This window comes from Hymenobacter puniceus, from assembly GCF_014333525.1.
GTDB lineage: Bacteria > Bacteroidota > Bacteroidia > Cytophagales > Hymenobacteraceae > Hymenobacter.
This window is the reverse complement of record NZ_JACSCX010000004.1, coordinates 70,184-95,397: the sequence shown is the minus strand read 5'-3', so window position 1 is coordinate 95,397 and position 25,214 is coordinate 70,184. Positions and strand designations below refer to the sequence as shown.

Below are 25,214 nucleotides of genomic sequence, written 5' to 3'. Positions count from 1 at the left end.
GAATTGAATCAGAAAAGTAGCAGGATTGAAAGCTTGAAAGCAGCTATTCGGCCCAAGCTAACGCTTATGCTACAGTTGCAAGCCATTCATGCAGGAAGCGGGCGGCGCGCTGCTGGCTGTGGCCTTCGTCGGGAGTGCCCAGCGTGGCGTTGTAGTAGGCGGCTTTGCGGTACAAATTCAGCGGTTTGTGCTGCTGGTAGTTGCGCAGCAGCGCTGCCAGCTCCGGCAGCGTGGCGGCGCGGGGCACCAGGCCGTGGGCCACGTAGCCGTAGTAGTCGTCGGCCACCACGTGGGTGCCGAAACGGAAATAGATGCTGGCCAGGTTCAGCAGCGTAGCTTCCAGGTGTGTACTGGTATCAGCCGCAATCAGCCCGTCTTGCTGCTGCAGAAACTCGAATACGTTTTGCTGCCGGGCATCCGAAAACCGCAGCTGCGGGTGCAGCTGCCGCAGATACGAGAAGTCGCGCAGGTCGCTGGGGTGTGGGCGGAAGGTGAACGTAAGGGCTGGAAACTCGCGCAGCAGATAAGCCAGGGTTTCGGTGATGGCCTCGGTGGTATCCAGCGTGTTGCAAGCCACGCCCACGCGCTGTACCTGCGGCTTCTGATTCTTTTGGGCCAGAAAAGGATCCGCTTTGGGCATTCCCACCAGCTCTACGCGGCTGCGCACTGGGCCGCACTGGCGGTACTTGTCTAGCGCATCCTGGCCTTCCAGCAAACTCAGGTCGAAACCCAGCGGTGGGAAGTTGGCACTCACGCTGGCGTGCTGCACGTAGGCGGTGGGCACGCCTTCGGCGTGGCAGGCCAGCAGCAGGGCGCGGGCGTCGTCGTTGTGGTCGTTGGCAAACACCACGGCCCGCGGCCGGTGGTGGCGCAGGGCTCGGCGGTACACCTCGTAGTAGCCAATGGCGTTGAAAATCAAATCAAAAAACCGCCAGGCCTGCTCCCCCTCCGTGCGCCGCAACGCCCGGTACACGCCCGGCAGCTGCCCATAATATAGCAGCTTGCGCCGCAACGATAGCCGGTTTACCTGCCCATTGTAGCGCCCAAGCTGTTTACTTTGGCCGGCTACCAATACCGCATCGGGCCGGGCCGCCCGCAGGAAATACAGCGAGTCGTAGTTGTTCTGGCTCACCGCATACAGCCATACTTTGCCGTGCAGGTTTTCCGGGTTTCGGATGGGCTGAAACACATTGCCCACCAGCCGCAGCCCGGCGTAACCTGCCACTTTAAGCAGCCGTTTCCACGGGCTGGCCGGCGAAATGGGCTCCAGCATCCGGGCCGGCAGCGTGGCAAATAGGGCCGTGAAGCGCAGCTGCAGGATGTCGCGCAGGCGGGCGGCGGGAGTAGGTGGTACAGCTGAATCAGGCATGGCCGGCGTTATAGCGCGTCCCACGTCAGGGCGGTGCCGGCACGTAGGTTTTGGCGGGCCGGCTTGCCCAGCAGCTGATCATAGTAGCGCGGGGGCAGGCCGTCGCCGGGGCGTACCACGCGCAGGTTTTCGACCGTGAACAGCTCGCCGGCCTGGATATCCTGCGCCACGTAGAGGCTGCGCTTGTAGAGGCGGCTTTGCTCCTCGGCGCGTTGCACGCCGTACTGAATCTGGCCCAGGGCCTGCCAGGCGCGCTCCGTTTCCGTCACCAACTGGGCTACTTCCTCAGGCTCCAGGGAAAAGGCCGAATCCACGCCGCCGTCGGCGCGGCGCAGCGTTACGTGCTTTTCCACTACGCAGGCACCCAGGGCCACTGCCGCCACGGCTGCCCCTACGCCCATCGTGTGGTCGGAGAGACCCACTAAGGCGTCGGGAAACAGCTGCTGGAAGTGGGGCAGCGTGCGCAGGTTGGTATTTTGGGGCGTAGCAGGATAGGTGCTGGTGCATTTCAGCAACACCAACTCGCGGCAACCGGCTGCGCGCAGCACCTGCACGGCCTCGGCCACCTCGGCTAAAGTGCTGGCTCCGGTGCTCATAATCACGGGCTTTCCAGTGGCGGCCACGCGGCGCAGCAGCGGCCAGTCGGTATTCTCGAAGGAGGCAATCTTGTAAGCCGGCACGTCGAGGGTTTCCAGAAAATCGACGGCCGTTTCGTCGAAAGGGGAGCTGAACGCCAGCATGCCGTGCTGCCGGGCGCGCTCGAATAGCGGCTTGTGCCATTCCCAGGGCGTGTGGGCCTCCTGATATAGCTCGTGCAGCTCGCGCCCAAACCACAGCGAATTAGGGTCGTCGATGCGGTAGGCGCCGGGCAGCGTCATCGTGTCGGCGGTGTAGGTCTGCAGCTTGATGGCGTGGGCACCCGCTGCCGCCATGGCATCCACGATGGCCAGGCCGCGGTTGAGGTCCTGGTTGTGGTTGCCGCTAAGCTCGGCAATAATAAGCGGTGGCTGATCGGGGCCTACGAGGCGGGAGCCAAAGGAAATCGTCATGCCGCAAAACTACGAAGCAGGGCGCAGGAATGTCAGCCGTACGTTTCCTCGGCTGTGGCACTCAGATTTTCCGGCTCGGGAGGTAGCCCACCCAGCGTGGCCACCTGCGCCTGTAGCTGCATCTGCTGCTCAAAATCCGTAATCCGCCGAATGACTTTCAGCGTCACGAATAGGGCCACCAGATCGAAAAGCGCCGCCCCGGCCAGCCACAGCAGTTGCGCCCGGATTCCTTCCAGGGTGTTTGCCTGGTTGGCAATCAGGCTAGTGACAATGCCGCTGGCGCTGCGTAGCAAGAACAGCGTCCACCACACCCGCAACAGCGCGTGCGAAGTCACGGTACCATAGCCCATGCGCTGGGTACGCTGCCAGATTTCGCGCATGATAGTGTACGGCCGAGATAAGCTGATAATGGGCACAATCCAACCCGATACGGCCCAGCTGTCATCGTACTCTACCACAATGCCCACGGCTGTCAGGTTGTAGTAGGCACGCCGCATCCACCGGATAAAGGCCACGGCGCTAAGAATAGTCAGGGCGAATACGGCCAAGCTTAACAGGCCCTGCAGACTCGCGAAAAGGGTGCCGGTAGTAGAATAGGGGTTGCCACCACCCAGTATAATGCAATAGATGACGTTCACGGCGGCGCTGGCTGCCAGAACCAAGCCCAAACCAATAAAGACGTAAAGTGCCTGCTGACTGCGGGCCGAATTGTCGCGAAGCATAAACTAGGAAGAATGAATCAAGAGAAATTGATTCCTCAAAGAAGCCTAAAGCCCCGCAGTTTCCCAACTAAATGTCACCGAATCAGGTGCAGAACTTGCCGCCGGGCTCAATCGGAACCCCGCCCGCTCAAACGCTTTCATTGACGCCACGTTGGCAGCCTGCACATGCCCTACCACCTGCCGGACTGCCCCGAACGTCTGCGCCAGTTGCCGGGTGCCAGCCAGCAGCAGCAGCGGCGCCAACCCCCGCCCCCGAAACCGGGCATCGAGCAGGTAGCTGAGCGTGGCTTGGGAGGCTTCCACCTGAAACCGAATCAGGCCGAGGGGCTGGCCGCTGGCGGCGTCCTCGGCCAGTAGTAGCAGGCTGTTGGGGTCCCGGAGGCGAGCGGCCAGCCACAGCTCGTGCATAGGCTGCGCTACCGGATCGGGGTTGAAAGAGAACTGCCGCACGGTGGGGTCGTTGGTCCAGGTGAGCAGCTGCGCGGAATCGGTGGTTGTTGCCGGGCGCAGCAGAAACGGCGGTGGCGGCAGCAGCAGCGCCCGGAACTCCTGGCGCAGCCGCACCGGCGCCAGCCCATCGAACACGCGTCGCTGGGCTTGCCGTAGCTGCTGCGTTAGCCGGCCGGCTTCGGGGCTGGTCAGTACGTTGGGCGCGCTGGGGTAGGGTAGCGCCAGGCCCTGTTCCAGCAGGAAATGGTTGATGTCGTGCTGGTTTTCGGCTACGGGCAGCAGCAGCAGCACACCGCCACCGGCCGCGCAATACTCGTAGCTGATGGTGCTCGGCGAGCATACAGCGGCGCCACACTGGCGCATCAGGGCCACCAGCTCCGGCGCGGGTAGGCTGTGGTGCAGTGTCAGACGGAGTTGCTGATCAGACCAGGCCTGCAGCGCCTCAAGTCCGCTGTAGGCGCTGCCCACCACGGCGTGCACCTGCGCCACCGTGGGCAGCGCGAGCAGGGCAGCCGCCACATGGCGGGTTTGGTGGGTGGGGTCGGCGCCGCCCAGGCACACCAGCACCGACGTGTACGAAGCTTCGGAAGCGGGCTGGTGAGTGGCATCCCGGAAGGCGCGGCGTAGAGGCGCGTAGGTAGGGCCGGCCAGCAGCCGGGCGCCCGGCTGCCGCATTTCATACTGACTAAGCTGCACGCCGCCCGCCGGGTTCAGCACCAGGTCGGCGGCCAACGAGAAGCTGTGCAGATCATCCACATACACCAAGCGGGCCACTGCGCCGCGTACCGTATTCTGGTAGTCGTAGCGGAAATCGTAGCCATCGAGCACCAGTACATCGGTGGGGCGCAGCACGTGGCGCACGAGATACGCCGCTTCCTCGGCCAGCGGCTGGATGGGCAGCGTCGTCACTTGCAGGCCGGCCGCTAGCAACTGTTGCTTTAGCGCCTCGTCCGGCTCCCGAATCAGAAACAACGACTCCGCAAAATCCGGCCGCAGAATCTCCGCCAGCGCCAACAGGCGCATTACGTGGCCCAGCCCGATGCGGGAGTTGCCATCGGCACGAAACACAAGGCGGGAAGGAGTCAATTAAGAATGGAGAATTAAAAATTAAAAATGCGCGGCTGAACGTGTGAAGTACTGCTTTCTACCTACTGGCAATGGCCCGGTGCGTCACAGCTTTTTCTGCTCGATATGGGCATTGAGTGCCACCAGTTCAGGATGCGCGTCCAATAGGGCAATCAGGGCGTCGGCAGGCAGCGTGGCAGCGTTGTAGTTCTCTATCAGTTGCCGGATTAGCTCGAAGTCATCGGCCGTATCCACCGTGAGACGATAGGCGCTACGGTTAGCGCTACGCGTGATGTGGCGGAACTGCACCCGCCCCGAGCGGTTCTGATGGATGTAGGGTGTTACATGCTCCCGGTCGGAGGGCAGCGTAGCCTGCTTGGCTGCTTCGTCCAGTAACTCCCGCGAAAACACCTCGAAGTCGAAGCCACGCGGAAACGTACGCTCCAGCACATTCGACAGGTATAGGCGCGGATTGTCGGTGGCCAGATACTCGTGCACAGCTGCGGCTATTAGCGTGCCATCCAGCAGCGGGCAGTCCGATGTCACGCGCACTATCACGTCGAGGTGGTGCGCGGCGGCGCATTGCTGAAAGCGGGCCAGCACATCGTCTTCAGAACCCCGAAAATAGGGCAGGCCACTGGCCACCGCGTAGTCCGCCAGCGCATCATCTGTAGGCTGATCAGTGATGGCCAGGTAGAGCGGCAGGCCACTGGCTTGCAGGCGCTGCACGTGGTAGTGCAGCAGCGGCTGCCCGGCCACAGCCCGAAGTACCTTGCCCGGCAGCCGCGTGCTGGTCATGCGGGCCTGCGAGATGATGCCGACGTTTTTCAAAAGCGGTGATGAAGTGATAAGGTAATCAGGTGATGAGGACTGTCATCCTGCGCTTGCGAAGGACCTTGTTGCGTTGAGCGGTAATGGTCCGATGCACCTAACGTGACAAGGTTTTTCGCAAACTCAGGATGACAAATGCACTGTTACAAACTCCTGGATGCAGTCGATAACGTACTGTTGCTCTTCGTCGGTAAGGCTCGGAAACAGCGGAATGCTCAGGCAGTGCGCATAGTAGGTTTCGGCCAGCGGAAAGTCGCCGGGCTGCCAGCCCAGGCCTTGGTAGTAGGGCATGGTGTGCACCGGAATGTAGTGTACCTGCGCAAAAATTTCCCGGGTCCGCAGGAAGTCGTACAGCCCTTTGCGGTCGGGCACCTGAATCACGTAGAGGTGGTAGGCGTGGCTCACGGCGCCCAGCAGCGGCCTTACGGCCGGCATTTCCGCGAAGGCCGCATCGTAGCGGGCGGCTAACTGGCGGCGGCGCGCCAGTCCCTCGTCGGCGCGCTGGAGCTGGCTGATGCCGAGGGCGCAGAGCATGTCGGGCATGCGGTAGTTGTAGCCGAGTTCCTGCATTTCCATGTACCAGCCGCCGTCGTTGCGCTGCATTTGGGCGGGGTCTTTGGTGATACCGTGAGTGCGCAGCTTCAGCAACTCCTGGTACAAATCTGCGCGGTTGGTGGTAATCATGCCGCCCTCGCCGGTGGCAATGTGCTTGACGGGGTGGAAGCTGAAGATGGCCAGATCAGCAAACTGCCCATTGCCGCAGCGCTGCTCCCGGCCCTGCGAGTCGGTGAAAAAGCCGCCGGGCGCGTGGCAGGAATCTTCTATCATCCACAAACCGAATTCGTCGCAGAGTTGGCGAGCGTCTTCTAAGTTCACGGGTAAACCGGCAAAATCCACCGGAATCAGGCCGTGGAAGTAGCCTTTGGGGTGGCTTTCTAACAGCCGGCGTACAGCTTGCAGGTCTATCAGGGCCGTGGCCGGGTCAATATCGGCGAAATGCACCTCACCGCCGCAGTAGCGCACGCAGTTGGCCGACGCCGCAAACGTGATGGGCGTGGTGATGACCCGCTGGCCCGGCTGCACGCCCAGCGCCAACGCACACAGGTGCAGCGCCGCCGTGCCATTGCTCACGGCCACCGCGTACTGAGCCCCCACATACGCCGCAAATTTCTGCTCGAACTCCGCCACTTTCGGCCCCTGCGTCAGGTAGTCGGAGTGCAGGGTTGCCACCACGGCCTGCACGTCGTCGTCGGTGATGTGCTGGCGGCCGTAGGCGATGGGGCGGATAGGCTGGAAGACAGGAGCGCTCATAGAATTCAAAAGTAAGGGGCTGGCCTCAATGTTCTGGTCCCTTCATAAAAGCCACTGCCGCTCCTTGGGCAGGAAGCGGCAGTGGTGGGTAAGGGTGGTGCAACTAAATCGAAAACAGCATGAAGGAAGCTTGTTGCAACAGCAGCCCTCTAGCCGCTACACCGCAAACTCCGCGTCCACGTGCAGGCGGATTTCCTCCCGGATCTGCGCGGCGTCCAGCCACTCGTCGTTGTTAGCCGAGTCGTAGTGGAAGCCTTCAGGCACACGCTTGCCGTTGAAATGCCGGATGAACTGCTCCACGTCCCACTGCGGTGTGAAGGGCAGAATCACGTAGTATTTAGGCAGCTCTACGGTGCTCAGCGCGTCGGTGGAAGTAATCATTTCCTCGTGCAGCTTCTCGCCGGGCCGGATGCCCACAATTTCCTGCCGGCAGTTGGGGCCGATGGCTTTGGCCACCTCCGTGATGACGTAGCTCGGGATTTTGGGCACGAAGATTTCGCCGCCCCAGCTGTTTTCCAGCGCGTAGAGCACCAAATCCACGCCCTGCTCCAGCGAAATGTGGAAGCGCGTCATGTCGGGGTGGGTGATGGGCAGCACGCCGGACTCGCGGCGCTGCAGAAAAAACGGCACCACCGACCCGCGCGAGCCGATAACGTTGCCGTAGCGCACCACCGAAAAGCGCAGGTCGCGGGCGCCTTTCATGTTGTTGGCGGCCACAAATAGCTTGTCGGAGCAGAGCTTGGTGGCGCCGTAGAGGTTGATGGGGGCGGCGGCTTTGTCGGTGCTTAGGGCCACTACTTCTTTCACGCCGCAGTCGAGGGCAGCGTTAATCACGTTTTCAGCCCCGAAAATGTTGGTTTTGATGCACTCCATCGGGTTGTACTCGGCGGCGGGTACCTGCTTGAGGGCGGCGGCATGTACAATAATGTCGATGCCCTCGCAGGCCCGCTTCAGCCGCTCGCCGTCGCGCACGTCGCCGATGAAGTAGCGGATGGCGGGAAACTGGCTCTGCGGAAATATCTGCGACATTTCGTACTGCTTCAGCTCGTCGCGCGAGTACACCACCAGGCGCTTCACCTGCGGAAATTGCTCGAACACAGTCTGCACAAACTGCTTGCCGAAGGAGCCGGTGCCGCCGGTTACCAGGATGGATTTATGATTGAGGTCGAGGGCCATTCAGGTGAGAGAGGTGAGAGGTAATAGGTGACACGTAACACGTGACAGGTTCCCCATCGGGGGGTAAAGGGCAAAGGTAGGTGTCTGCGCGCAGCCTGGAAAGGCTCTGGCCGGCTACGGCTTGCCTGTTCCGATATTATTGATTGAGCACATCTGTTACCTGTCACTTGTTGCCTCATTGCCTTGCACCAGCGCCACCAACTGTTTGGTGAGGGCGCGGCGAGAGTAGCGGGAGTGGCTGAGTGAAGGCAAATCCAGGTTCGGATTGATCTGCCACTGCGCCACCAACTCCTCCAGATAGTCCAGCATGGCCTCGTAGGCGCCGTACGGAAACGCCTGGCCGGCGCCACACTCACGCAGCAGCAGGTCGGCGTCGGAGCCGGCGGGGCCAATGCAGATAACGGGCTTATTAGCCGCCAAATACTCGAACACCTTGCCCGGCAGAATGCCCAAGTTGTGCGGCACGTCTGGAATGGCCATCAGCAGCACCGTAGCGCGGCGTAAATAGCTCACCGACTCGTCGTGCGGCACAAACGGCACCAGCTCCGTAACAGGCAGCAGCCCTGTGTCGGCCAGTTGGCGCTGCACCCCGTCCGACACTTTGCCCACAAAGCGCAGCCGCAGCGGCACCGCCGGGTGGCGGCGCGCGCACTCCGCCACGGCGCTCAGCCACAGCTCGATGTGGTACGTCTCGGAAATGGTGCCAGTGTGGGTGATAAGCAGCTGGTCATTGGGCGGCTGGGAGGGCAGCTGAAAGTCGTTTTCGTCGTAGCCGTTGGGTAGCACATGGAACTTGCCGGGCAGCAACTCCAGCGACTTGCCCAGAAACAGCCGCCGCGTGTCGGGGCTGGTCGTCAGCACAATATCGGCCTGCGCCAGCACCTGGCGCTCGTAGCGCGCATCCAGCCAGCGGGCCAGCGGCGTTTGGTTGAGCTCCTGATGATAGTAGATGTCGGTCCACGGGTCGCGCAAATCGGCCAGCCAGCGTATCCCGTAGCGCTGCTTCAGCGCCAGCCCAATCAGCTGCGTGGAGTGCGGTGGCGAGCTGGTGAGTACAGCGTCGAAGGTTTCGCCTTGGGCCAGCAGCTCGGCCACGGCTTGCAGGGCGTGATGATTCCAGCCGCGGCGGGCGTCCGGAATGAACAGGTTGCCGCGCACAAACTTGAAAAAGCGCTGGGTTACACTGGTTTTGCTTTCGCCCACGAAGCCACCATACGGAATCTGCTGGCGACCTGTGAGCTTCTTGTAGGAGCCAAACGGCTCGGAGGTGCCTGTGCGAATCACGCGTACTCCCGCCGGCACCTCGGCCGCCAGCGAGTGGTCCAGCACCGGATACGCACCTTTTTCGGGGTCCACGGTAATAACCGTCGGCTCGACGCCCAGCGCTGGTAAGTGCTTCACAAACTTGAGGCTGCGCTGCACGCCCGCCCCGCCCGACGGCGGCCAGTAGTAGGTGATAACAAGCAAACGAAGCGGACGAGCAGCAGACACAGGCAAAAGGCTAGGCAAAGCGCGAAGGTACACAGATGCGGCCTTTTGGGGTTTTCTGGTTACTTTTGAAGGCTAAATCCGTTTTTCATTCGTACGCTGCTCTATGGCTGCCGACTACACCGACCTGCTGGCCCTGATGGGTGACGTCCTGCGTGCCGTAGACCGGCAAACAGAAGCCAATCAAAAGGCCATTGATAACCTAGGCAACCGGTTCGAGGCCATCTTCAACCGCTTCGCTGAAGCTACTTCGGACGGATTTTCCCGCATGGAGAAGAAGATTGATGGCGTAAAGCAGGAAGTGGCCGGCGTAAAACAGGAAGTGGCTGGCGTAAAGCAAGAAGTGGCTAGCGTGAAACAGGAAGTAGCCGGTGTGAAGCAGGAAGTAGCCGAGTTGCGAACGGATGTGCAGAAAATAGACCAGCGGCTAGTGCGCATTGAAGCCAACCAGGCCACGCAGGCCGACATGCTGCACCGCCTGGAAATTCTGGAAAGCATTGTGCTGCGCAAAGCCTCTTAAATACCCGTTCAGCACATCAACTCATCAATAATCAGCACATCACCAGATGTTCGATAACCTCAGTACCAAGCTCGATAAAGCCTTCAAAACCCTCAAGGGCCAGGGCAGCATCACCGAAATCAACGTTGCCGCGACCGTTAAGGAAATCCGCCGCGCCCTCGTGGATGCCGACGTAAACTACAAGGTAGCCAAGGAGGTAACCGATAAGATCAAGGACGAGGCCATGGGCCGTGACGTGCTCATCAGCGTGTCGCCGGGCCAGCTCATGACCAAGATCGTCTACGATGAGCTCACGCAGCTCATGGGCGGCGAAAAGCAGGACATCGTCATCAAGGGCGAGCCGGCCGTGGTGCTGCTGTCGGGCTTGCAGGGCTCGGGCAAAACTACGTTTGCCGGTAAGCTGGCCGCTTATCTGAAGAAGCAGAACCGCACGGTGCTGCTCGTGGCCTGCGACGTATACCGCCCCGCCGCCATCGACCAGTTGAAGGTGCTGGGCGCGCAGGTGGACGTAGAGGTGTACTCGGAGCCGGATAACAAGAATCCGGTGGACATTTCGCGCAATGCCATCGAGTATGCGCGCAAAAACAACAAGAAGGTCGTCATTATCGACACCGCCGGCCGCCTTGCTGTGGACGAGCAGATGATGAATGAGATTGAGGCGGTGAAGCGCGCCATCAATCCGTCGGAGACACTGTTCGTGGTGGACTCCATGACCGGCCAGGACGCCGTGAACACCGCCAAAACCTTCAACGACCGGCTGAACTTCGACGGCGTGGTGCTTACCAAGCTCGACGGTGACTCGCGCGGTGGTGCGGCCCTTAGCATCCGGGCAGTGGTGGAGAAGCCCATCAAGTTCATCTCGACGGGTGAGAAGATGGAGGCGCTGGACATGTTCTACCCCGACCGGATGGCGCAGCGCATCCTGGGCATGGGCGACGTTATCAGCCTGGTAGAGCGTGCGCAGCAGCAGTTCGATGAGGATGAGGCCAAGCGCATTAACCAGAAGATCCGCAAAAACCAGTTCAACTTCGATGACTTTCTCTCCCAACTGGAGCAGATCAAGAAGATGGGCAACCTGAAGGACTTGGTGGGCATGATTCCGGGCATGAGCAAGGCCATTAAGGACGTGGACATCGACGACGACGCCTTCAAACCGATTGAGGCCATCATCCAAAGCATGACGCCTACTGAGCGTGCCCAGCCTGAACTGCTGAATGGCTCCCGCCGTCGTCGCCTCGCCAAAGGCTCCGGCACAGATATTCAGCAGGTAAACAACCTGATGAAGCAGTTCGAGGACATGCGCAAAATGATGCGCACCATGAACAAGATGAGCCAGACCAAAGGCGGCATGCAGCAAATGGCCCGCATGATGGGCATGAAAGGCCCGCTACGCTAATCACGGATTTTTCGGATTTAAGCGGATTTCACAGATTTTGTAGTCGATTGAGGTTCGTTGAAAACAAAGAGGCTTGCCATTGGCAAGCCTCTTTTCGTTGTGGCCTGGTTGAAGGAAATCCGTGATTCTAGTAGTCCGTGCGGCTTTCGTGCTGCTCCCAAGCACGGAAGCCGGCGGAAGCTTCGTCGCGCAGCAACTCAGTCATCGGAATCTGGCGGTCGGGGAGGGGCTTCTCGATTTCGTCGTAGATAAACTGGTCATCGAAGCCAATGGCGGCGGCATCGGCCTTGGTGTTGCCATAGAACACGCGCCGCGGCCGGGCCCAATAGATGGCGCCCAGGCACATCGGGCAGGGTTCACAACTGGTGTACAGGTCGCAGCCGTCGAGCTGGAAGGTGCCCAGCGCGGCGCAGGCTTTGCGGATGGCGTCTACTTCGGCGTGGCAGGTAGGATCGTGAGTACTGGTGACCTGGTTGAAGCCGCGCGCGATGATCTGGCCGTCCTTCACGATAACGCAGCCGAAAGGCCCGCCGTGGCCGGCCTGCATCTTTTCAACGGACAGGCGAATGGCTTCGCGCATGAATTCGGGGTTGGGAGCTTCCATACAGGGTGAAGTAAAGAACGGGAAAGGCTGTTGGTGGGTGCCGCGGGCCCGGCCGTTGGCAAACAAGCCCGCAAGGACGCAATTTTATACATAACCTGCAGGCATCAAATTGGTATCTACTATATAGCTGGCCTGATAACCAGTTGGCATTCTGTTCATTTCTTACCCTATTCCCATGCAAAAACTTCTTACTCGCTTGCTGCTGCTATGCACTTTGCTAAGCAGCAGTACTGCCTTCGCCGACCATCTGCGGGCCCATCTGCTCCTTGGGGCTACACTCAGCGGTTCTCAGGAAGTGCCTGCCGTAACCACCAATGCCCGCGGAACTGCCAGCTTCACACTCAACCCTACTCGGGACACGCTATTTATTTCCGGCTCTTTTGCGGGCCTTAGCGGGCCAATTACGGCCGCACACACGCACAACGGCCTCAGAGGCGTCGCCGGGCCAGTGGTAACCGACCTGTTTCGATTCATCCGCGGCAACCGCATCCAAGGCTTCCTGACCGGCGCCGACATCGACCGGGGCAAGCTGGACCGCTACCTGCGCGGTGGTTACTACCTCAACATTCATACGGCGGCCAATCCCGGCGGTGAAATCCGGGGCCAGATTGAGGTGGAGAAGGACGAAGAGTTTGTGGCGTCGCTGTCGGGCACGCAGGAAGTACCGCCTGTTACCACCAATGGCGTGGGCATTGGCACCTTTAACCTGGCGCAGAGCCAGGACAAGCTGAAGTTTCGGGTGGTGGTAGGTGGGCTCAGCGGCCCGATTACGGCCTGCCACTTCCACCAAGGCGCTACCGGCGTGGCCGGGCCAGTGGTGCTCGATTTGTTTTCGTTGGTAAACGGCAACGTAATTGAAGGTGAAGTGACGCCGACGCCGGCCATTGTCACGGCTATGCTGGCCGGGCAGATTTACATCAACGTGCACACGGCCGCCAACCCCGGCGGCGAAATCCGGGGCCAGCTGATCCGGGATGCGCGCTACCTCAGCCACGATGCCCGCCTCGACGGCGCCCAGATGGTGCCGGCCAATGCCTCCACGGCCAAAGCCGTATCGTTTCTGCGGCTGAATACCACGCTGGACTCACTGCGGATTTTTGTGGCCCATACCGGCCTGAGTGGCCCAGCCACCAATTTCGCATTGTACCAGGCTGATGCCGGGCAAGCCAATCCGGCTGCGCCGATTGCCAACGTGGCCATTCCGGCCGGAACGCCCAATGCATTTTCGGTGCTGTTTACCAGCCCGACTCCGGCCCTCGTAAACTTGTTTCTGCAGGGTGGCGTGAACATGGTGTTCACCACGGCCGCTAATCCAGGGGGTGAAATTCGGGGGCAGGTGTACCGTTTGGCACGGGAAGGCTATACGTTCTCGCTTAATGGAGCACAGGAGCGCCCCAACCCCGTGGCCAGCGCTGGGTACGGCTCTGGTTTTGTAAGCATGGACCGCGACCAGAGCAACGTACGCTTCAGCATGACCTGGGCGGGGCTGAGCGGGCCGGCGCAGGCCGGGCACTTCCACACAGGACTGCGCACGCAGGCAGGCCCGGTGGTATTCGAGCTAACCCCGTTCTTTAATTCAACGACAGCACCTAGCGCTGCGGAAGGATTCTGGCAGCCTACCGGCAATGCCGCGCCCAATGCCGCCCGGCCTTTCACGGCGCGCCGCGCCCTGCAGTTCCGCCGCGACAGTATGTATGTAAACATTCACACGGCCACTAACCCCGGCGGCGAAATTCGCGGCCAGGTATTCCGGGGCGCCAAAGACTTGGCCATTGTGCTTTCGGCGCAGCCAGCGGCGCTGGTAGCCGAAGGTTTCCGCACCTTCCCGAACCCTACGCGCGCCGCCGTTGGTGTGAGCTTTGAGGCACGCCGCGCCGGTAGTGGGACGCTGCAAATCACGGATTTGCTGGGCCGCACTCTGGTGCAGCAGCAACTGGCAGTTCGAGCCGGTACCAACCAGCAAACCGTAGCGCTGCCGGGCTTGGCAGCAGGCATGTATCTGCTTTCTATCGAAGTAGAAGGCTCACGCCTGGTTAGCCGGATAGTGAAGGAATAGTATAAGCCAAAACGTGTAGCAAGGAAAAGCCCACTGAACCATCTTCAGTGGGCTTTTCATGCAGCGCGCACTGTGCCAGTAGTAGCTAGGCAACTCTTTAAGCTACAGGTGCTACAAGCGCCAGGAAAAATACATGAGTAAGCGGGCAGCAAAATGGCTCCTATTCTATCTGTTTGGCCTGATAGTTGTAAGCGCTGTAATCATCTAAATAATATTTAGGTGTTTTGGTTGTGGGAAAGAGGACGGCTGCTAGTCGTCCTTTTTTTATTTCTTATAGTCAGGTAGATGCGCGTAGCTCGGTGAAAGCGGCGCCTAGTTTTATGAGCGGATAGTGGGGGTAGATACAGTCGAGCGAGCTACTGCTCAGAATCATGTGACTGGCTCGGAAAGTCGTTTCGGCAGCAGAGCTTAGTTAAGTGGCGTTAAGTGAGCCAGACCAGCGGCCACCTTGCAAGCAGGCACTGGCTGGTACTGCCTCACTCGTTTCAAGTGAATGGTGAAAATGAGGCGCAAACCCAGGCTTTTGGTAGCTGTTGAGCTTTAAGAAGCACAAATAATTTTTTGCTGCTACGCACTGCCTGCCTTAGCCGGACTGCTTACTCTGGCCGTCCTGCTACTACCAAGGGCAAAGAATCGTTCAGGGTAACAGAGAAGGTAGAGCCTACTCCGGGTTGACTCTGGACTGTGATGCTACCCCCGGCATTGTTGATGATGCGCTTGACCATATATAACCCAATGCCGGAGCCTTCCACATCATGGTGCAGGCGCTGAAACAAGCCAAACAGCTTGCTTTGCTGGGTTGCATCCAACCCCAGGCCGTTGTCCTGGACTTCCAGCAGCACGGAGTCAGCTGTGCGGGAGCACCGCAACGACACAACCAAGGGCCGGGAAGGGTCACGGTACTTCACCGCATTACTGAGCAGGTTATAGAAGATGCTCCGCAGGTGCTTCGGGGCGAATGATACAGCCAGCCCTTTAGGTATATCTACTTTTACTTGCGCATCAGCGGCCTGCAGGCGAGGAGCCAGGTCCAAACAAATAGACTCTACCAAACTGGCAACATCTACTGCCTCAATGGCCTGTAACTGGGCCTGCTGCAGCTGCGCCAGATCTGTTAGTTGCGCAATGGTCAGCTGGAACCGCGCCACGGCCTGCTGAATCATCAGCAGCAATGACGAAACAAGCGGAACCTGGAACGCAGAGGGCGGCAGCTCTTCGCGCAGGGCCACTATTAAGCCTTCGAGATTGGTGATAGGCTCACGCAAATCGTGAGACGCGGTGTAAATAAAGTTATCCAGGTCGATGTTGGTGCGCGTGAGCTGTGCATTGGAGGCTGCCAGCTCACTGGCCAGAGCCAAGGCCTGCTGGCCGCTTTCTTCAACATGGCGCCGGGCGTGCACCTGCTCGGTTACGTCATAAGCAAACACCAAGACACCATCTATCTCGCCACGCTCATTCCGGCGCGCCTGATAAGTGAACGTCCATACAATTTCCTCGAGCGGCTCACCCTCGTGGCGGGACAGCATGAGGGGCAGCTCCAGCGCAACGTAGGTCTGGCCGGTGGTGTACACCTGCTGCAGCAGATCTGGCACCGGCGAACCAAGCAATTCGGGCAGAGCTTCCAGCAGCGGCTTGCCAGCTAAGTCGCGGCCCGGAAAGATGCGCTGGTACGCGGGATTGACCAGCTGGAACACTAGGGTGGGGCCATCGAGGATGGCAATGGGCGCCGGGGCCTGCCAGAACAAATCGTGCAGCTGCCGCTGTTGCGCCTCCCGCTGCTGGCGGGCCAGCACCTGCTCGGCTACATCATAGGCAAAGATGGAGATGCCAGCTATCTGGCCATGCTCGTGGTAGGCCTGATACGTAAAATTAAAGTATGCCTGCCGGGCAGGACGGCCCTCAGGCTGCTCAATTGCCAGCGGAAGCTCGGTACCGAAGAACGTTTTACCTGTGCGGTACACCCCGTCGAGCAAAGCCACAAACCCTTGCTCGGCAGCATCGGGCAGGGCCGCCGCCAGCGTACGGCCTACCAGCACGCGCCCCGGAAAAAGATGCTGATATGCCTCATTGACGTACTCGAAACGGTGTTCAGGGCCTCGCAGCAACGCAATACTGGCGGGCGTTTGTGCAAACACCTGGTAAAACGTTTCGCGCTCCTGCACCTGGCGTTGGGTGGCCGCCAGCAGGTCAGCCTGCAGGGCCAGGGCGGCGGCGGTGCGCTCCGCTACCCGGCCTTCCAGCTCTTGGTTGAGTTGATGCACCTGCTGGCGGGCCAGCACCTGGTCGGTTACATCGGTGGCTACCACCAGCACCCCGGTGGTCTGGTCCTGCTCGTTTCGCTGAGGCTGATAAACAAAGTTGAAGTAGATAGTATCCAGGGCACCATTCCGGTACAGGCTGAACGGCAGCTCTGTACCAATAAATGGCTCACCGGAGTGCAGTACGCCATCAAGCAGGGACTCGATGCCTTGGCCTTGCAGTTCCGGCAATGCCTGCATCAGCGGAATGCCAAGCAGCTGCTCCTGCGAACGGCCCCAGATCTGGCAGACGGAAGGATTGGCCAGGGATATACTGTACTCGGGGCCATCCAGCACAGCAATAGCTACCGGCGCCTGGTAAAAAACCTGCTGCAGCTGCTGGCGCTGGCGCTCTACTTCGGCCCGGGCCGCGCGCTCGGCGGTTTGGCTTTCGCGCAGGGCCACTTCCACCTGGCTACGGGGCTGGTCAGCAGTGTCAGTGAAACTCACCAGCAGCCCCGCGCCCGAGCGGCGCGCAGCCAGGCGGTAGTAATTATCGTAGCCGTCGGCCTGGTAGTTGATGTTGTATTCGCGGGGTTGGCCCGTCACGTAGGCATCAACATGAAAGGCAAAGGTGCCGTGGGCTTTGCTATGCGGCCACTGCTCATTGTGCGTGAGTGTCGGCCGCTCGGGCATGCGCATCATGCGCTGAGCCGTGGGATTCAGGTACTCAAACGTGAAATCAATCAGCTCACCAGCCGCGTTGTAAAGCGGCATATAAAAGATTACACCCGTCAATGAAACAGCAAGCAAGTCGCTGAACAAGTCATCGAGTGGTGAAAAGGCAGTTAGGAAAGTGGCTGGCTGCATGCAGAGCAAGAAGGAGAACGTAGGGAAGGCAAACCGGACCCGGCAGTTACCACGTGTTTTATCGGCAACGGATTCTATAATCAGTTGCAGCAACCGAAGAATCGGCTGCCTAGGCGCTGCGTTGCTCTAGCTGGGAAAGCAGCTGGTCGATTTCAGCGGCGTAAGCGTCAATCCGCTCTAGGCCGGCGCGGGCCTCTTCAATCCGGCCCCGTTGGAAGAGGGCAACCAGTTCCTGGCCGTGGCGCAGCATCTGCTGCAGCGCCCGCTCTATGCCGCGCACTTCCGGAGTCAGGCCAAAACGCGGGGCCAGCGTAGTGGCAAGCCACTGCCCAAACGGATTTTGCGCCAGCGAGAATAGCATCGGGTCGGGCTCGCGCACGCCGTAGAGCACCGACCGCAGCCGGGACTTGAATACGACCTGTTTGATGCGGGCCTGTTGAAACTCCAGGCTATCAATATCCATAACTAAGGGGCGCTACCAGATAGAAAAACAGAGCAAAAGCTCAGCTATGATCAGGGTTGAGCAGGCCTTGCAGCTGGTTGAGCTGCTGGCGCATTAGTACCCGCTCCGTAACGTCAAAGGCAAAGCTGAAAATGCCGACGATCTGGTCGTTTTCGCGGAAGGCCTGGTAGGCAAAGTCGAAATACCGCTCTTCTACCAGCCCGGTGGCGCGCCGGTGCAGCTGCAAGGGCATCTCAGTGCCATAAAATGGCTCGCCAGTCTGATATACTTGGTCCAGCAGCCCGATAAAGCCTTGCTCGGCAGCGTCAGGCACTACTTCCAGCACAGTGCGGCCCACCAAGTCATTTGTGGCAAATAGCTCGTGGTAGGCGGGGTTGGCAAACTCGATGGTATAGGCTGGCCCCCGCACGATGGCAATCAGAGCCGGTGCCTGCATAAACAGGGTGTAGAATGTCTCGCGCTGCTCTTGTGCCAGCTTGGCGGCCTGATAAGCCTGTTCTGATAAAAGCATCTGGTGCTCGTTGGCTTCCATCAGTTCCTGCACCAGCGTGCGTTGCTCATGAATGTCTACGCCGCTGCCTACCCACAGCTCCACGCTACCATCCGGCTGAAGCTGCGGTACGGTTCGGGCCAGCACCCAGCGGTAGTGCCCGGTGTGGCGGCGCATCCGAAACTCGGCCTCGTAGGCGCGGCGCTCGGCAATGGCCTCGGCCCACTCCTGAGCAAGATGCGGCAGGTCATCGGGGTGGATAACGGACTGCCAGCTTTGCGTGGGGTTATCGGTTGTGGCCAGGCCCGTGAAGGAGCGCCAGCGCTGGTTGAAATAGTCGATGATGCCATCGGGCTGAGCGGTCCAGACCATCACGGGCAAGGCTTCGAGCGTAAACAGGGCCCGCTGCCGGGCTTGCAGCAAGGCCTGCTCGGCGGCGGCGCGCTGCTGGTCGGCCAGGTGCTGGGTTGTTACATCTTCCGGGTGCTGCAGAATGTACAGCAGTTCCCCGCTACTATCCAGCACCGGGTAGTGCGTGATACGCCAGTAGCGCTCCTCGGTGCCGCCGCCCTGATGAGCCGGCCGCTGCAGGTCGTAGCGCGTGAGGGGCATGGTGTGCGGCTGCTTGTGCTGGCGCACGTACTCGTGCGACTCGCTCAGGTCGCGCTGGCTTTCAGGAGCCGAAGGATAGGCCTCGAAAATATTCCGGCCCATGGCTTGCTCGCGGGGCAGCATAGACACGCCCACGTGCTTGTCGGAGTTGTCGACGATGGTGCCGTCTGGCAGCAGCAGCAGGTAGTTGTGCGGCAGCAGCCGGAACAGGTGCAGATAATCGGGAGTGGCAGTAGGCATGTAGTAGGAGGTGGGGAACAGCCAAAGTTAGGTGCCAGCACCCAGGTTTGATTTAGTCGAGCTTAGCAGCAGAAGCGGATACCGGCTCTGGCAGCTTGTGCCAGATAGTGCAATTTGCTCGGTTTAAGCCAGCGTAAGGCGGCTGGCTAGCTCCTAACAAACAAAACGCCCTGCCGAGCATTTAGCTTGGCAGGGCGCTTTGGGGCGGCTTGGTTGTTTTACTTGGCGGCCGGATACCAGTTGCGCAGCCGAACGTCAATTTTCTTGTTGGCCGTATTCACGGTTTTTCTGAAGCCATCTACGTCGCTCAGTCCGTTCTGGCCGCGGTAGTGGTACGGGTACACAATACCGGGTTTGAAAGCCAGCACGCCTTGCGCCGCCTGGTTCACGTCCATGGTGTAGGGCAGGTTCATGCACACAAAGGCCACATCAATGCCCTTGAGGGCGCGCATTTCGGCAATATCCTCGGTGTCGCCGGACAGATACACGTTTTTGCCGCCTAGGTTAAGCACGTAGCCGTTGCCGCGGCCTTTAATATGCGGCGCATCCGCCGCTTCGGGCAGGTTGTACATCGGAATGGCCGATACACGCATGCCCAGCGTATCGAGCTGCTGGCCGTTGCCGAGAATACGCACCTGCGCTTTGTATTCTGCCGGCAGCTTTTCAGCCACTGCTTTCGGCACCACCATCAGGGCTTTGCCAACGGAGAGCCCCGCTATTGTTTTCAAGTCCAGATGGTCGCCGTGAATGTCAGTAATCAGGATGACGTCGGGTGCTGCCAACCCGGCATAGGCCTCTGCGCCGCCGTAGGGGTCCACGTAGATGGTCTTGCCATTCCAAGTGAACACCACACTGCCATGCGTGATAGGCTGCACTGTGAGTGGCCCCTTTTTGGTCGTAATCTGGTCGGGGGCTACGCGCGGCGCGGTAGTGGTGGGGGCGGTTTGGGCCTGTGCCTGCACCGCAAATGCGGCCAGGGCTACCGTAAGAAGAGTGGCTTTCATCAAGGTGTTGTCTGTGGGTGAGGAGTGATACGGAGTTTTCCTGGTAATGGGGTGCCGTGCAGAAGCTGCCACCAAAAAATCAGGACAATAACCCACTCTGCCCGCACAAGTTCCGACCAGCCGCCTTGCGCGCTGCCAGCGCAGCTTATTCTAACCCGTTCCGGTTCGCCGGAAAGCCGCTGCACGCAGGCTGGCCTTTCTGCTTTCTAGGCAGATAAAAAGGGGGTGAGTTCACCGGAGTAGGTCAGCGTGAGCTGGTGCATAGCCCGGGTGCAGGCCACGTAGAGCATGCTTTTGTCAACCTCCGTTTTGTAATGGCGGGCCGAAGCAAACGGTACGATGACTGCGTCAAACTCCAGCCCTTTCGCCAAATGGGCCGTGGTAATGACAACTCCTTCCTTGAATTTTGTCGACTCATCTGTCAGCAGATGGACACCGGAAGCCTGCAGTGCCTCATATGCCTGCTCGGCCTGCCGCAGCGTTTTGCAGATAACTCCCAGCGAATAGCTTCCGGAGCTTTTGAAAGCCGCAAGCAGTTGCTGAATTCCAACCAGCTCTTCGGCCGGGCTGGCAAAGCGCACAACGGCAGGCTCCGGCCCGTGCCGTTCCAGCGGAACAAGGTGAGGATTGGGCATGAGCCGCTGCGCAAAAGCAGTAATCTCGACGGTGGAGCGGTAGCTGCGGTGCAGCTTAACCACATCCGCTTGCGGGAAAACCCGTTCAATGGCTTCAGCAGAAGAAGCACTGTAGGGATTCACGGTCTGGCTTACATCTCCCAGGATGGTTTTGCGGCACGGAAACAGCCGGGACAGCACCGCATACTGCACTGGAGTGTAATCCTGCATTTCGTCGACCAGCAGGTGCCTGACCTGGTCGTAGGCGGTGGCACCCTCCAAACGAATCCGCAGATAAATCAAAGCAAATACATCGGCGTATTCCAACCGTACGGGGTGGCCCAGCTGTAGCAGTTCCGGCTGGCCAATCCAACGATAAAAGTCGCGGTACAGGTCCAGCACGTTGTTGAATTTGAACAGCCGGTTGGTTGCTTCGCTGATGGCGCCCTTTTCCTGGCCGGTGAGCTTGCGCCCGGCGGCGTCGCGCACGTAGGCCCGGACGTCGTTGGCTACCAGTGCGAAACGCTTCAGCAGCGGCACCCGGTGGTAGGCTTTAAACTTCTGCTCTATCAGAGACGCCGGCACTACTGTTCTGCCGATCCGAAGCTCAGTCCAGTTGAGGTAGTTGTTTTCGATGTGGAGCAGATACTGGTTTAGCTTGCCGAAAAACTCAAACGACGACTTGAACCGGATCCGCTCGATAAACGCCGGGTTGTGCTGCTCCAGCAAGGCAGAAACCTGCTCAAAGAAGGTCTGGAACGGGTACCGGTTTTCCAGCAGGTCGGCGGCCAGCTCGTCCATCCCCAGCTCCGGAATATGCTCTTCACCCAGCTCAGGCAACACGTTGGAGATGTAGTCGGCAAATACTTTGTTGGGCGAAATGATAAGAATGTCTTTGGCTGCAATCGTCTCGCGGAAGCGGTACAGCAGAAACGCTATGCGGTGCAGGGCAATGGAGGTTTTGCCTGAGCCAGCCACGCCCTGAATAATCATCACCGGCGCGGTTTCATTGCGGATTACGGCGTTCTGGTCGCGCTGAATCGTGGCCACGATGTTCTTCATCTTGTCGTCCGAAGACTTGGCCAGTTCCTGCTGCAGCACGTCGTCGTGGATGTTCACGTCGCTGTCGAGCATGAATTCCAGGCGGCCGTCGCGGATTTTATATTGCCGCTTCAGCTCGATGGTGCCCCGTACAGTGCCGGAAGGCGTGGTGTAGAAAGCCGGCCCCAGCTCGAAATCATAGAAGAGCGAGGAAATCGGGGCCCGCCAATCGTAAATCAGGTTGCGGCGCTGCTGCTCATCGAAAAAGGAATACACGCCGATGTATACCGGTACAGCGCCCTGGTTTGAACTGGCGAAATCAATGCGGCCGAAGTACGGCGACTGGCCCAGCTTGAGCAGGCGGCGCTTGCGGCCCACGGCCCCTTCGCCCGTCAGGGCCATGCGGTTGATGGATTGGTCGGCGGCCACCATATCGGCCTCGTCCATGCCCGACTGGTGCTCGTGAATGTATTCTTTCTTCTGCTGAAGCTCCCTGGAAAACTGTTTGACGGCCTCATCTACCCGCCGCACGGCCAACGTCAGCTGTTCCTTTATTTCTTCGAGGTATTCTTTTTCTTCCTGCTGCGTAGCGTTCATGGCGGGCTGTACTTGACAATCGAGCCTCAAAGGTGCCAGCAAATCCTGGCCTGCCGAAGCGTTTCGCGGAATTTCTGCTGGCCTGCTTTGCATGTGAGTTGCTTAGCCAGCGCCTGTTGGTAAGCGGGTGAGCACCCCAGCGCTGCTTTGCCATCTGTGAGCCCGGAATAAAAAAGGCCCCCAACTAATCGTCAGGGGCTCTTCACAGGACCAGGATGAAATGGCAGGCTGAGAATGCAGGTCGGCTAGGCCCATTCGTAGGGCTGAGTGCCCTCAGCGCTGCATCCGCATAGTATTAGCCGGCTGCTCAGCGCCCGGCTGGTATGGGTACATGGGTTTGGTGTATAACTGCCTGTGTATGCAGCCTGCAACATCCAGCCTGGCCCCAGGCGAGAACCAGGCCTAGTGTACTACGCGCAGCTCGTAAGTGCCCTGTGGCTGGCCGGGAAGCTGGAAAGCGCCCGCTCGGCTGGGGCCGTAGCCCAGGTTCACCTTCACCCATTCGTCGCGCACGGGCAGCAGTGCCAGTATCTCGTGGCGCAACCGGTCCAGGTCTTGCTGCAGCGTCTCGAGTTGCTCACGCACCTGCTCGGAGTGCTGCGGGAAGCTACCGGTAGCAGAGCGCTGCTCGAAGGCTTCGGCCGCCAGTGTTTCCTGCTGGTGTTGCTGCGCGAGGCTGGCGCGTTCGTTGGTGGCGGCCTGTAGCGCTTTTTCAGCCGCCAAGTATTCATTCAGCTTATCTTCCAGCGGCAATAGAGAGGAGTCGAGGTAGTCTAGGTTGGTGGACATAGAAGGAGAATCTGGTATGAACCCTGGCAAACGTAGCCTGCCCGGGAAAGATGCAGCGCCGCCCGGCTAAGGCTGCAGACTGTCGTAGTAAGCCAGCAGCCGGACCACGTCAACTTCCTGGCTTAGGTTGAGCTGCTGCTGCGAACTATAGGTGCTGGCCTGCGCCCGGTATTGTGGCGCCAGCGCTTCCAGCACGCTCCGGCCATTGAGCCGTATCGGCACCAGCACCTGGTCGGGGCGCTTGATGAAGTACAGGGTTTTGCTGCTCCACATGGCTTTCTTCACCGTGGTAAGGGCGCCGCTGGAAGACTGGGTTTGCACCTGCCGCGTGAGCTGGCGCAGCAGGGCCGTGCGGCCGGCATCGTAGCGCACATCAAAAAATGTGGCGCGCAGCACGGGCTGTTCGGTTTTTACGTCGGGATAAAGCCGGAAAACGTGCGTCTGATGGGTGGCGGAGTCGCGCAGGGTGAACTCGCGCACCATGGTTGTAAACAGCTCCACAGAGTCGCCCTGGGGGCGGCGCCACAGCAGCCGGCCATCCGACAGGTCGTATTTCAGCCACTGCTGGCGCTGCACGTTGCCGGTACGCATGGCCACAGTGCCCAATGCCCAGCCCGGCAGCAGATACGGGCTGCCGGTAGCTGCCAGTCCGTCGCGCTTGCGGCCCAGCTCCCGGTTGATGTAGTCGTAGTTGCTGAGCCGGCCTCCCTCATCTGCCCGTTGGGCGTGGGTTGGGTTCGTGAGCAGCGCCAGGGTAATCAGCAGCCAGAAATACGGGTAGCGCATAGCAGTTCAGTAGGATAGGAAGCGTAAAACAAACCAGCCGGGTGGCACCACAGAAAGATGCGAAACTTTATTGAGCCAGCCAATCTGCGGTGGCCCGCCCGATGCCGTACCTTGCAGCGCCGGAGCCTGGCCGGCTCCTACCCATCCGACTGATGCTTATGCCTGCTACTGCCACCCCCGCTTCTGCCGATCCACTGGGCCACGCCCTGCTCGACTACCTGCACGGGCAACTCGATGCCACGCTCACCGTGTTCAGTGATGTAGCCGAGGAAGAGCCGCTGCCGGCAGCTTATTTTTTCAGGAGCTTATGGGAAATGCCTGAGCTGGAGCGGCAGGCGCTGGAGCAGTGCCAGGGGCGCGTGCTCGACCTGGGCGCCGGCGCCGGCTGCCACGCGCTGGAGCTGCAAAGCCGCGGGTTCGAGGTGAAGGCCATCGACGCCTCGGCCGGGGCCGTGCAGGTGATGCAGGCCCGTGGCGTACGCCAGGTGGCGCACCACGACCTGCGCGACGCCGCCCTCACCCACGAAAAGTACGACACTATCCTGATGCTCATGAACGGCTTGGGGCTGGTAGGCACCCTCGATGGGCTGGCGGCTTTTCTGCGCCACGCGCGCCAGCTGCTGGCCCCCGGCGGTCAGATTCTGGCTACTTCCTCCGACATTAGCTACCTCTACGAAGACGAAGACGGCGCACTGGTATTTGACCTCAATGGGCCTTACCACGGCGAAGTAACCTACACCATGCAGTACGGCGCCGAGCAGGGGGCCACCTTTCACTGGCTGTTTGCCGATGCTGGCATTCTGCAGGATTACGCCGAGGAAGCCGGCTACGAGGTGGAGTTCCTGGGCGAAGACGAGCAGCAGCAATACCTGGCCCGCCTCACGCTGGCGAATGGATAAGTACAGGACGATCAGTCAAGTCTGCCGCTGGCTTCAACCTTTTTTCGCTTCATCAAGTACGCTGCCTCTATGAGCTATAGCAAGACGTTTACAGTGCGCTGGGCCGATATGGACCCCAATGTGCACATGCGCCACTCCGCCTACACCGATTACGCCGCGCAGGTCCGCCTGGACTTTTTGGCCGACCAGGGCTTCTCTATGCAGCGCTTCGCCGAGCTGAAAATCGGCCCGATTCTGTTTCGTGAAGACACCCGGTTCCTCAAGGAAATACACATGAGCGAAACCATCCGGGTGACGGCGGAGCTGGGGGGCCTCAGCGCCGACGGCTCGCGCTGGCGCATCATCCACACCATCTACAAAGCCGACGGCCGCGAAGCTGCTACCGTAACCGTTGACGGGGCCTGGCTGGATTTGCGCCTGCGTAAGCTCACGCTGCCGCCACCCGAACTAACGGCGGCCTTCACCGGCATCACCCACCACGCCACCTACGCCGACATCGTGCGCGAGAAAAAAGCCGGAGAGTAATCCTGCCTGC

At 60.0% G+C, this 25,214-nt stretch carries 21 protein-coding genes; 5 read left to right on the top strand and 16 right to left on the bottom strand.

Annotated features, from left to right (window positions below):
- Window positions 1-64: 64 nt before the first annotated feature.
- The 8 genes from H8B14_RS12715 to H8B14_RS12680 all read right to left on the bottom strand — a co-directional run bounded on the left by H8B14_RS12715 (window position 65) and on the right by H8B14_RS12680 (window position 9,464).
- A complete protein-coding gene (locus tag H8B14_RS12715; RefSeq protein WP_261990007.1) occupies window positions 65-1,369 on the bottom strand; it encodes a glycosyltransferase family protein in 1,305 nt (434 codons plus the stop codon).
- Window positions 1,370-1,377: 8 nt separating this feature from the next.
- On the bottom strand, window positions 1,378-2,418 hold the full coding sequence (gene pseI / locus H8B14_RS12710) for a pseudaminic acid synthase (RefSeq protein WP_187316025.1): 1,041 nt from the start codon (window positions 2,416-2,418) through the stop codon (window positions 1,378-1,380).
- 32 nt (window positions 2,419-2,450) lie between these two features.
- Window positions 2,451-3,140: a DUF4328 domain-containing protein gene (locus H8B14_RS12705; RefSeq protein ID WP_187316024.1), complete on the bottom strand. Its 690-nt coding sequence runs from the start codon at window positions 3,138-3,140 to the stop codon at window positions 2,451-2,453.
- A 45-nt stretch (window positions 3,141-3,185) separates the two neighbouring features.
- Window positions 3,186-4,658 carry a UDP-2,4-diacetamido-2,4,6-trideoxy-beta-L-altropyranose hydrolase gene (gene pseG / locus H8B14_RS12700; RefSeq protein WP_187316023.1) on the bottom strand — a complete coding sequence of 491 codons (1,473 nt, stop codon included), beginning with the start codon at window positions 4,656-4,658 and terminating at the stop codon, window positions 3,186-3,188.
- Window positions 4,659-4,760: 102 nt separating this feature from the next.
- Window positions 4,761-5,486, bottom strand: a complete 726-nt coding sequence (locus tag H8B14_RS12695) for a cytidylyltransferase domain-containing protein (protein ID WP_187316022.1) — start codon at window positions 5,484-5,486, stop codon at window positions 4,761-4,763.
- A gap of 123 nt (window positions 5,487-5,609) precedes the next feature.
- Window positions 5,610-6,797, bottom strand: coding sequence for a UDP-4-amino-4,6-dideoxy-N-acetyl-beta-L-altrosamine transaminase (gene pseC / locus H8B14_RS12690; protein ID WP_187316021.1), 1,188 nt, complete (start codon window positions 6,795-6,797; stop codon window positions 5,610-5,612).
- 156 nt (window positions 6,798-6,953) lie between these two features.
- Window positions 6,954-7,973, bottom strand: a complete 1,020-nt coding sequence (pseB, locus tag H8B14_RS12685; RefSeq protein WP_187316020.1) for a UDP-N-acetylglucosamine 4,6-dehydratase (inverting) — start codon at window positions 7,971-7,973, stop codon at window positions 6,954-6,956.
- A 156-nt stretch (window positions 7,974-8,129) separates the two neighbouring features.
- Window positions 8,130-9,464 (bottom strand): glycosyltransferase family 4 protein, encoded by a 1,335-nt coding sequence (locus H8B14_RS12680; protein ID WP_315984826.1) that lies wholly within the window; start codon window positions 9,462-9,464, stop codon window positions 8,130-8,132.
- Between the two features lie 103 nt (window positions 9,465-9,567).
- Here H8B14_RS12680 and H8B14_RS12675 point away from each other — a divergent pair, with 103 nt between their 5' ends.
- Entirely contained in the window at window positions 9,568-9,981 is a 414-nt protein-coding gene (locus H8B14_RS12675; protein ID WP_187316019.1) for a hypothetical protein, read from the top strand.
- A 46-nt stretch (window positions 9,982-10,027) separates the two neighbouring features.
- Complete coding sequence (gene ffh / locus H8B14_RS12670; protein WP_187316018.1) at window positions 10,028-11,377, top strand: signal recognition particle protein; 1,350 nt, start codon at window positions 10,028-10,030, stop codon at window positions 11,375-11,377.
- Window positions 11,378-11,504: 127 nt separating this feature from the next.
- Here ffh and H8B14_RS12665 read toward each other — a convergent pair whose 3' ends face one another.
- Entirely contained in the window at window positions 11,505-11,981 is a 477-nt protein-coding gene (locus H8B14_RS12665; protein ID WP_187316017.1) for a nucleoside deaminase, read from the bottom strand.
- 175 nt (window positions 11,982-12,156) lie between these two features.
- Between H8B14_RS12665 and H8B14_RS12660 the strand changes: the two genes are divergently transcribed.
- Window positions 12,157-14,037, top strand: coding sequence for a CHRD domain-containing protein (locus tag H8B14_RS12660; RefSeq protein ID WP_187316016.1), 1,881 nt, complete (start codon window positions 12,157-12,159; stop codon window positions 14,035-14,037).
- A 596-nt stretch (window positions 14,038-14,633) separates the two neighbouring features.
- On the opposite strand, the gene H8B14_RS12655 is transcribed toward H8B14_RS12660, so the two are convergent.
- From H8B14_RS12655 to H8B14_RS12625, 7 genes are all read right to left on the bottom strand, one after another.
- Window positions 14,634-17,051: a PAS domain-containing sensor histidine kinase gene (locus H8B14_RS12655; RefSeq protein ID WP_187316015.1), complete on the bottom strand. Its 2,418-nt coding sequence runs from the start codon at window positions 17,049-17,051 to the stop codon at window positions 14,634-14,636.
- Window positions 17,052-17,253: 202 nt separating this feature from the next.
- Window positions 17,254-17,607, bottom strand: a complete 354-nt coding sequence (locus tag H8B14_RS12650; RefSeq protein WP_187316014.1) for a hypothetical protein — start codon at window positions 17,605-17,607, stop codon at window positions 17,254-17,256.
- Between the two features lie 40 nt (window positions 17,608-17,647).
- The gene (locus H8B14_RS21350) at window positions 17,648-18,949 is read right to left on the bottom strand and encodes a PAS domain-containing protein (protein ID WP_187316013.1); all 1,302 of its coding nucleotides are present in this window, start codon (window positions 18,947-18,949) and stop codon (window positions 17,648-17,650) included.
- Window positions 18,950-19,167: 218 nt separating this feature from the next.
- A complete protein-coding gene (locus H8B14_RS12640; RefSeq protein ID WP_187316012.1) occupies window positions 19,168-19,953 on the bottom strand; it encodes an MBL fold metallo-hydrolase in 786 nt (261 codons plus the stop codon).
- A 206-nt stretch (window positions 19,954-20,159) separates the two neighbouring features.
- Entirely contained in the window at window positions 20,160-22,205 is a 2,046-nt protein-coding gene (locus H8B14_RS12635) for a HelD family protein (RefSeq protein ID WP_187316011.1), read from the bottom strand.
- 402 nt (window positions 22,206-22,607) lie between these two features.
- Window positions 22,608-22,994 carry a hypothetical protein gene (locus tag H8B14_RS12630; protein ID WP_187316010.1) on the bottom strand — a complete coding sequence of 129 codons (387 nt, stop codon included), beginning with the start codon at window positions 22,992-22,994 and terminating at the stop codon, window positions 22,608-22,610.
- 66 nt (window positions 22,995-23,060) lie between these two features.
- Complete coding sequence (locus H8B14_RS12625; protein ID WP_187316009.1) at window positions 23,061-23,780, bottom strand: hypothetical protein; 720 nt, start codon at window positions 23,778-23,780, stop codon at window positions 23,061-23,063.
- Between the two features lie 158 nt (window positions 23,781-23,938).
- Here H8B14_RS12625 and H8B14_RS12620 point away from each other — a divergent pair, with 158 nt between their 5' ends.
- The gene (locus tag H8B14_RS12620) at window positions 23,939-24,679 is read left to right on the top strand and encodes a class I SAM-dependent methyltransferase (RefSeq protein WP_261990004.1); all 741 of its coding nucleotides are present in this window, start codon (window positions 23,939-23,941) and stop codon (window positions 24,677-24,679) included.
- 69 nt (window positions 24,680-24,748) lie between these two features.
- Window positions 24,749-25,204, top strand: a complete 456-nt coding sequence (locus H8B14_RS12615) for a thioesterase family protein (protein WP_187316007.1) — start codon at window positions 24,749-24,751, stop codon at window positions 25,202-25,204.
- Window positions 25,205-25,214: the final 10 nt, after the last annotated feature.

Bases quoted from the DNA above. Each gene is read 5' to 3' on its own strand.
- H8B14_RS12660 (WP_187316016.1), top strand. From the start codon at position 12,157: ATGCAAAAACTTCTTACTCGCTTGCTGCTGCTATGCACTTTGCTAAGC.
- pseB (WP_187316020.1), bottom strand. From the start codon at position 7,973: ATGGCCCTCGACCTCAATCATAAATCCATCCTGGTAACCGGCGGCACC.
- H8B14_RS12650 (WP_187316014.1), bottom strand. From the start codon at position 17,607: ATGGATATTGATAGCCTGGAGTTTCAACAGGCCCGCATCAAACAGGTC.
- H8B14_RS12640 (WP_187316012.1), bottom strand. From the start codon at position 19,953: ATGAAAGCCACTCTTCTTACGGTAGCCCTGGCCGCATTTGCGGTGCAG.
- H8B14_RS12620 (WP_261990004.1), top strand. From the start codon at position 23,939: ATGCCTGCTACTGCCACCCCCGCTTCTGCCGATCCACTGGGCCACGCC.
- H8B14_RS12675 (WP_187316019.1), top strand. From the start codon at position 9,568: ATGGCTGCCGACTACACCGACCTGCTGGCCCTGATGGGTGACGTCCTG.
- H8B14_RS12715 (WP_261990007.1), bottom strand. From the start codon at position 1,369: ATGCCTGATTCAGCTGTACCACCTACTCCCGCCGCCCGCCTGCGCGAC.
- ffh (WP_187316018.1), top strand. From the start codon at position 10,028: ATGTTCGATAACCTCAGTACCAAGCTCGATAAAGCCTTCAAAACCCTC.
- H8B14_RS12635 (WP_187316011.1), bottom strand. From the start codon at position 22,205: ATGAACGCTACGCAGCAGGAAGAAAAAGAATACCTCGAAGAAATAAAG.
- H8B14_RS21350 (WP_187316013.1), bottom strand. From the start codon at position 18,949: ATGCCTACTGCCACTCCCGATTATCTGCACCTGTTCCGGCTGCTGCCG.
- H8B14_RS12705 (WP_187316024.1), bottom strand. From the start codon at position 3,140: ATGCTTCGCGACAATTCGGCCCGCAGTCAGCAGGCACTTTACGTCTTT.
- H8B14_RS12615 (WP_187316007.1), top strand. From the start codon at position 24,749: ATGAGCTATAGCAAGACGTTTACAGTGCGCTGGGCCGATATGGACCCC.
- H8B14_RS12665 (WP_187316017.1), bottom strand. From the start codon at position 11,981: ATGGAAGCTCCCAACCCCGAATTCATGCGCGAAGCCATTCGCCTGTCC.
- pseI (WP_187316025.1), bottom strand. From the start codon at position 2,418: ATGACGATTTCCTTTGGCTCCCGCCTCGTAGGCCCCGATCAGCCACCG.
- H8B14_RS12630 (WP_187316010.1), bottom strand. From the start codon at position 22,994: ATGTCCACCAACCTAGACTACCTCGACTCCTCTCTATTGCCGCTGGAA.
- pseC (WP_187316021.1), bottom strand. From the start codon at position 6,797: ATGAGCGCTCCTGTCTTCCAGCCTATCCGCCCCATCGCCTACGGCCGC.
- H8B14_RS12655 (WP_187316015.1), bottom strand. From the start codon at position 17,051: ATGCCGCTTTACAACGCGGCTGGTGAGCTGATTGATTTCACGTTTGAG.
- H8B14_RS12625 (WP_187316009.1), bottom strand. From the start codon at position 23,780: ATGCGCTACCCGTATTTCTGGCTGCTGATTACCCTGGCGCTGCTCACG.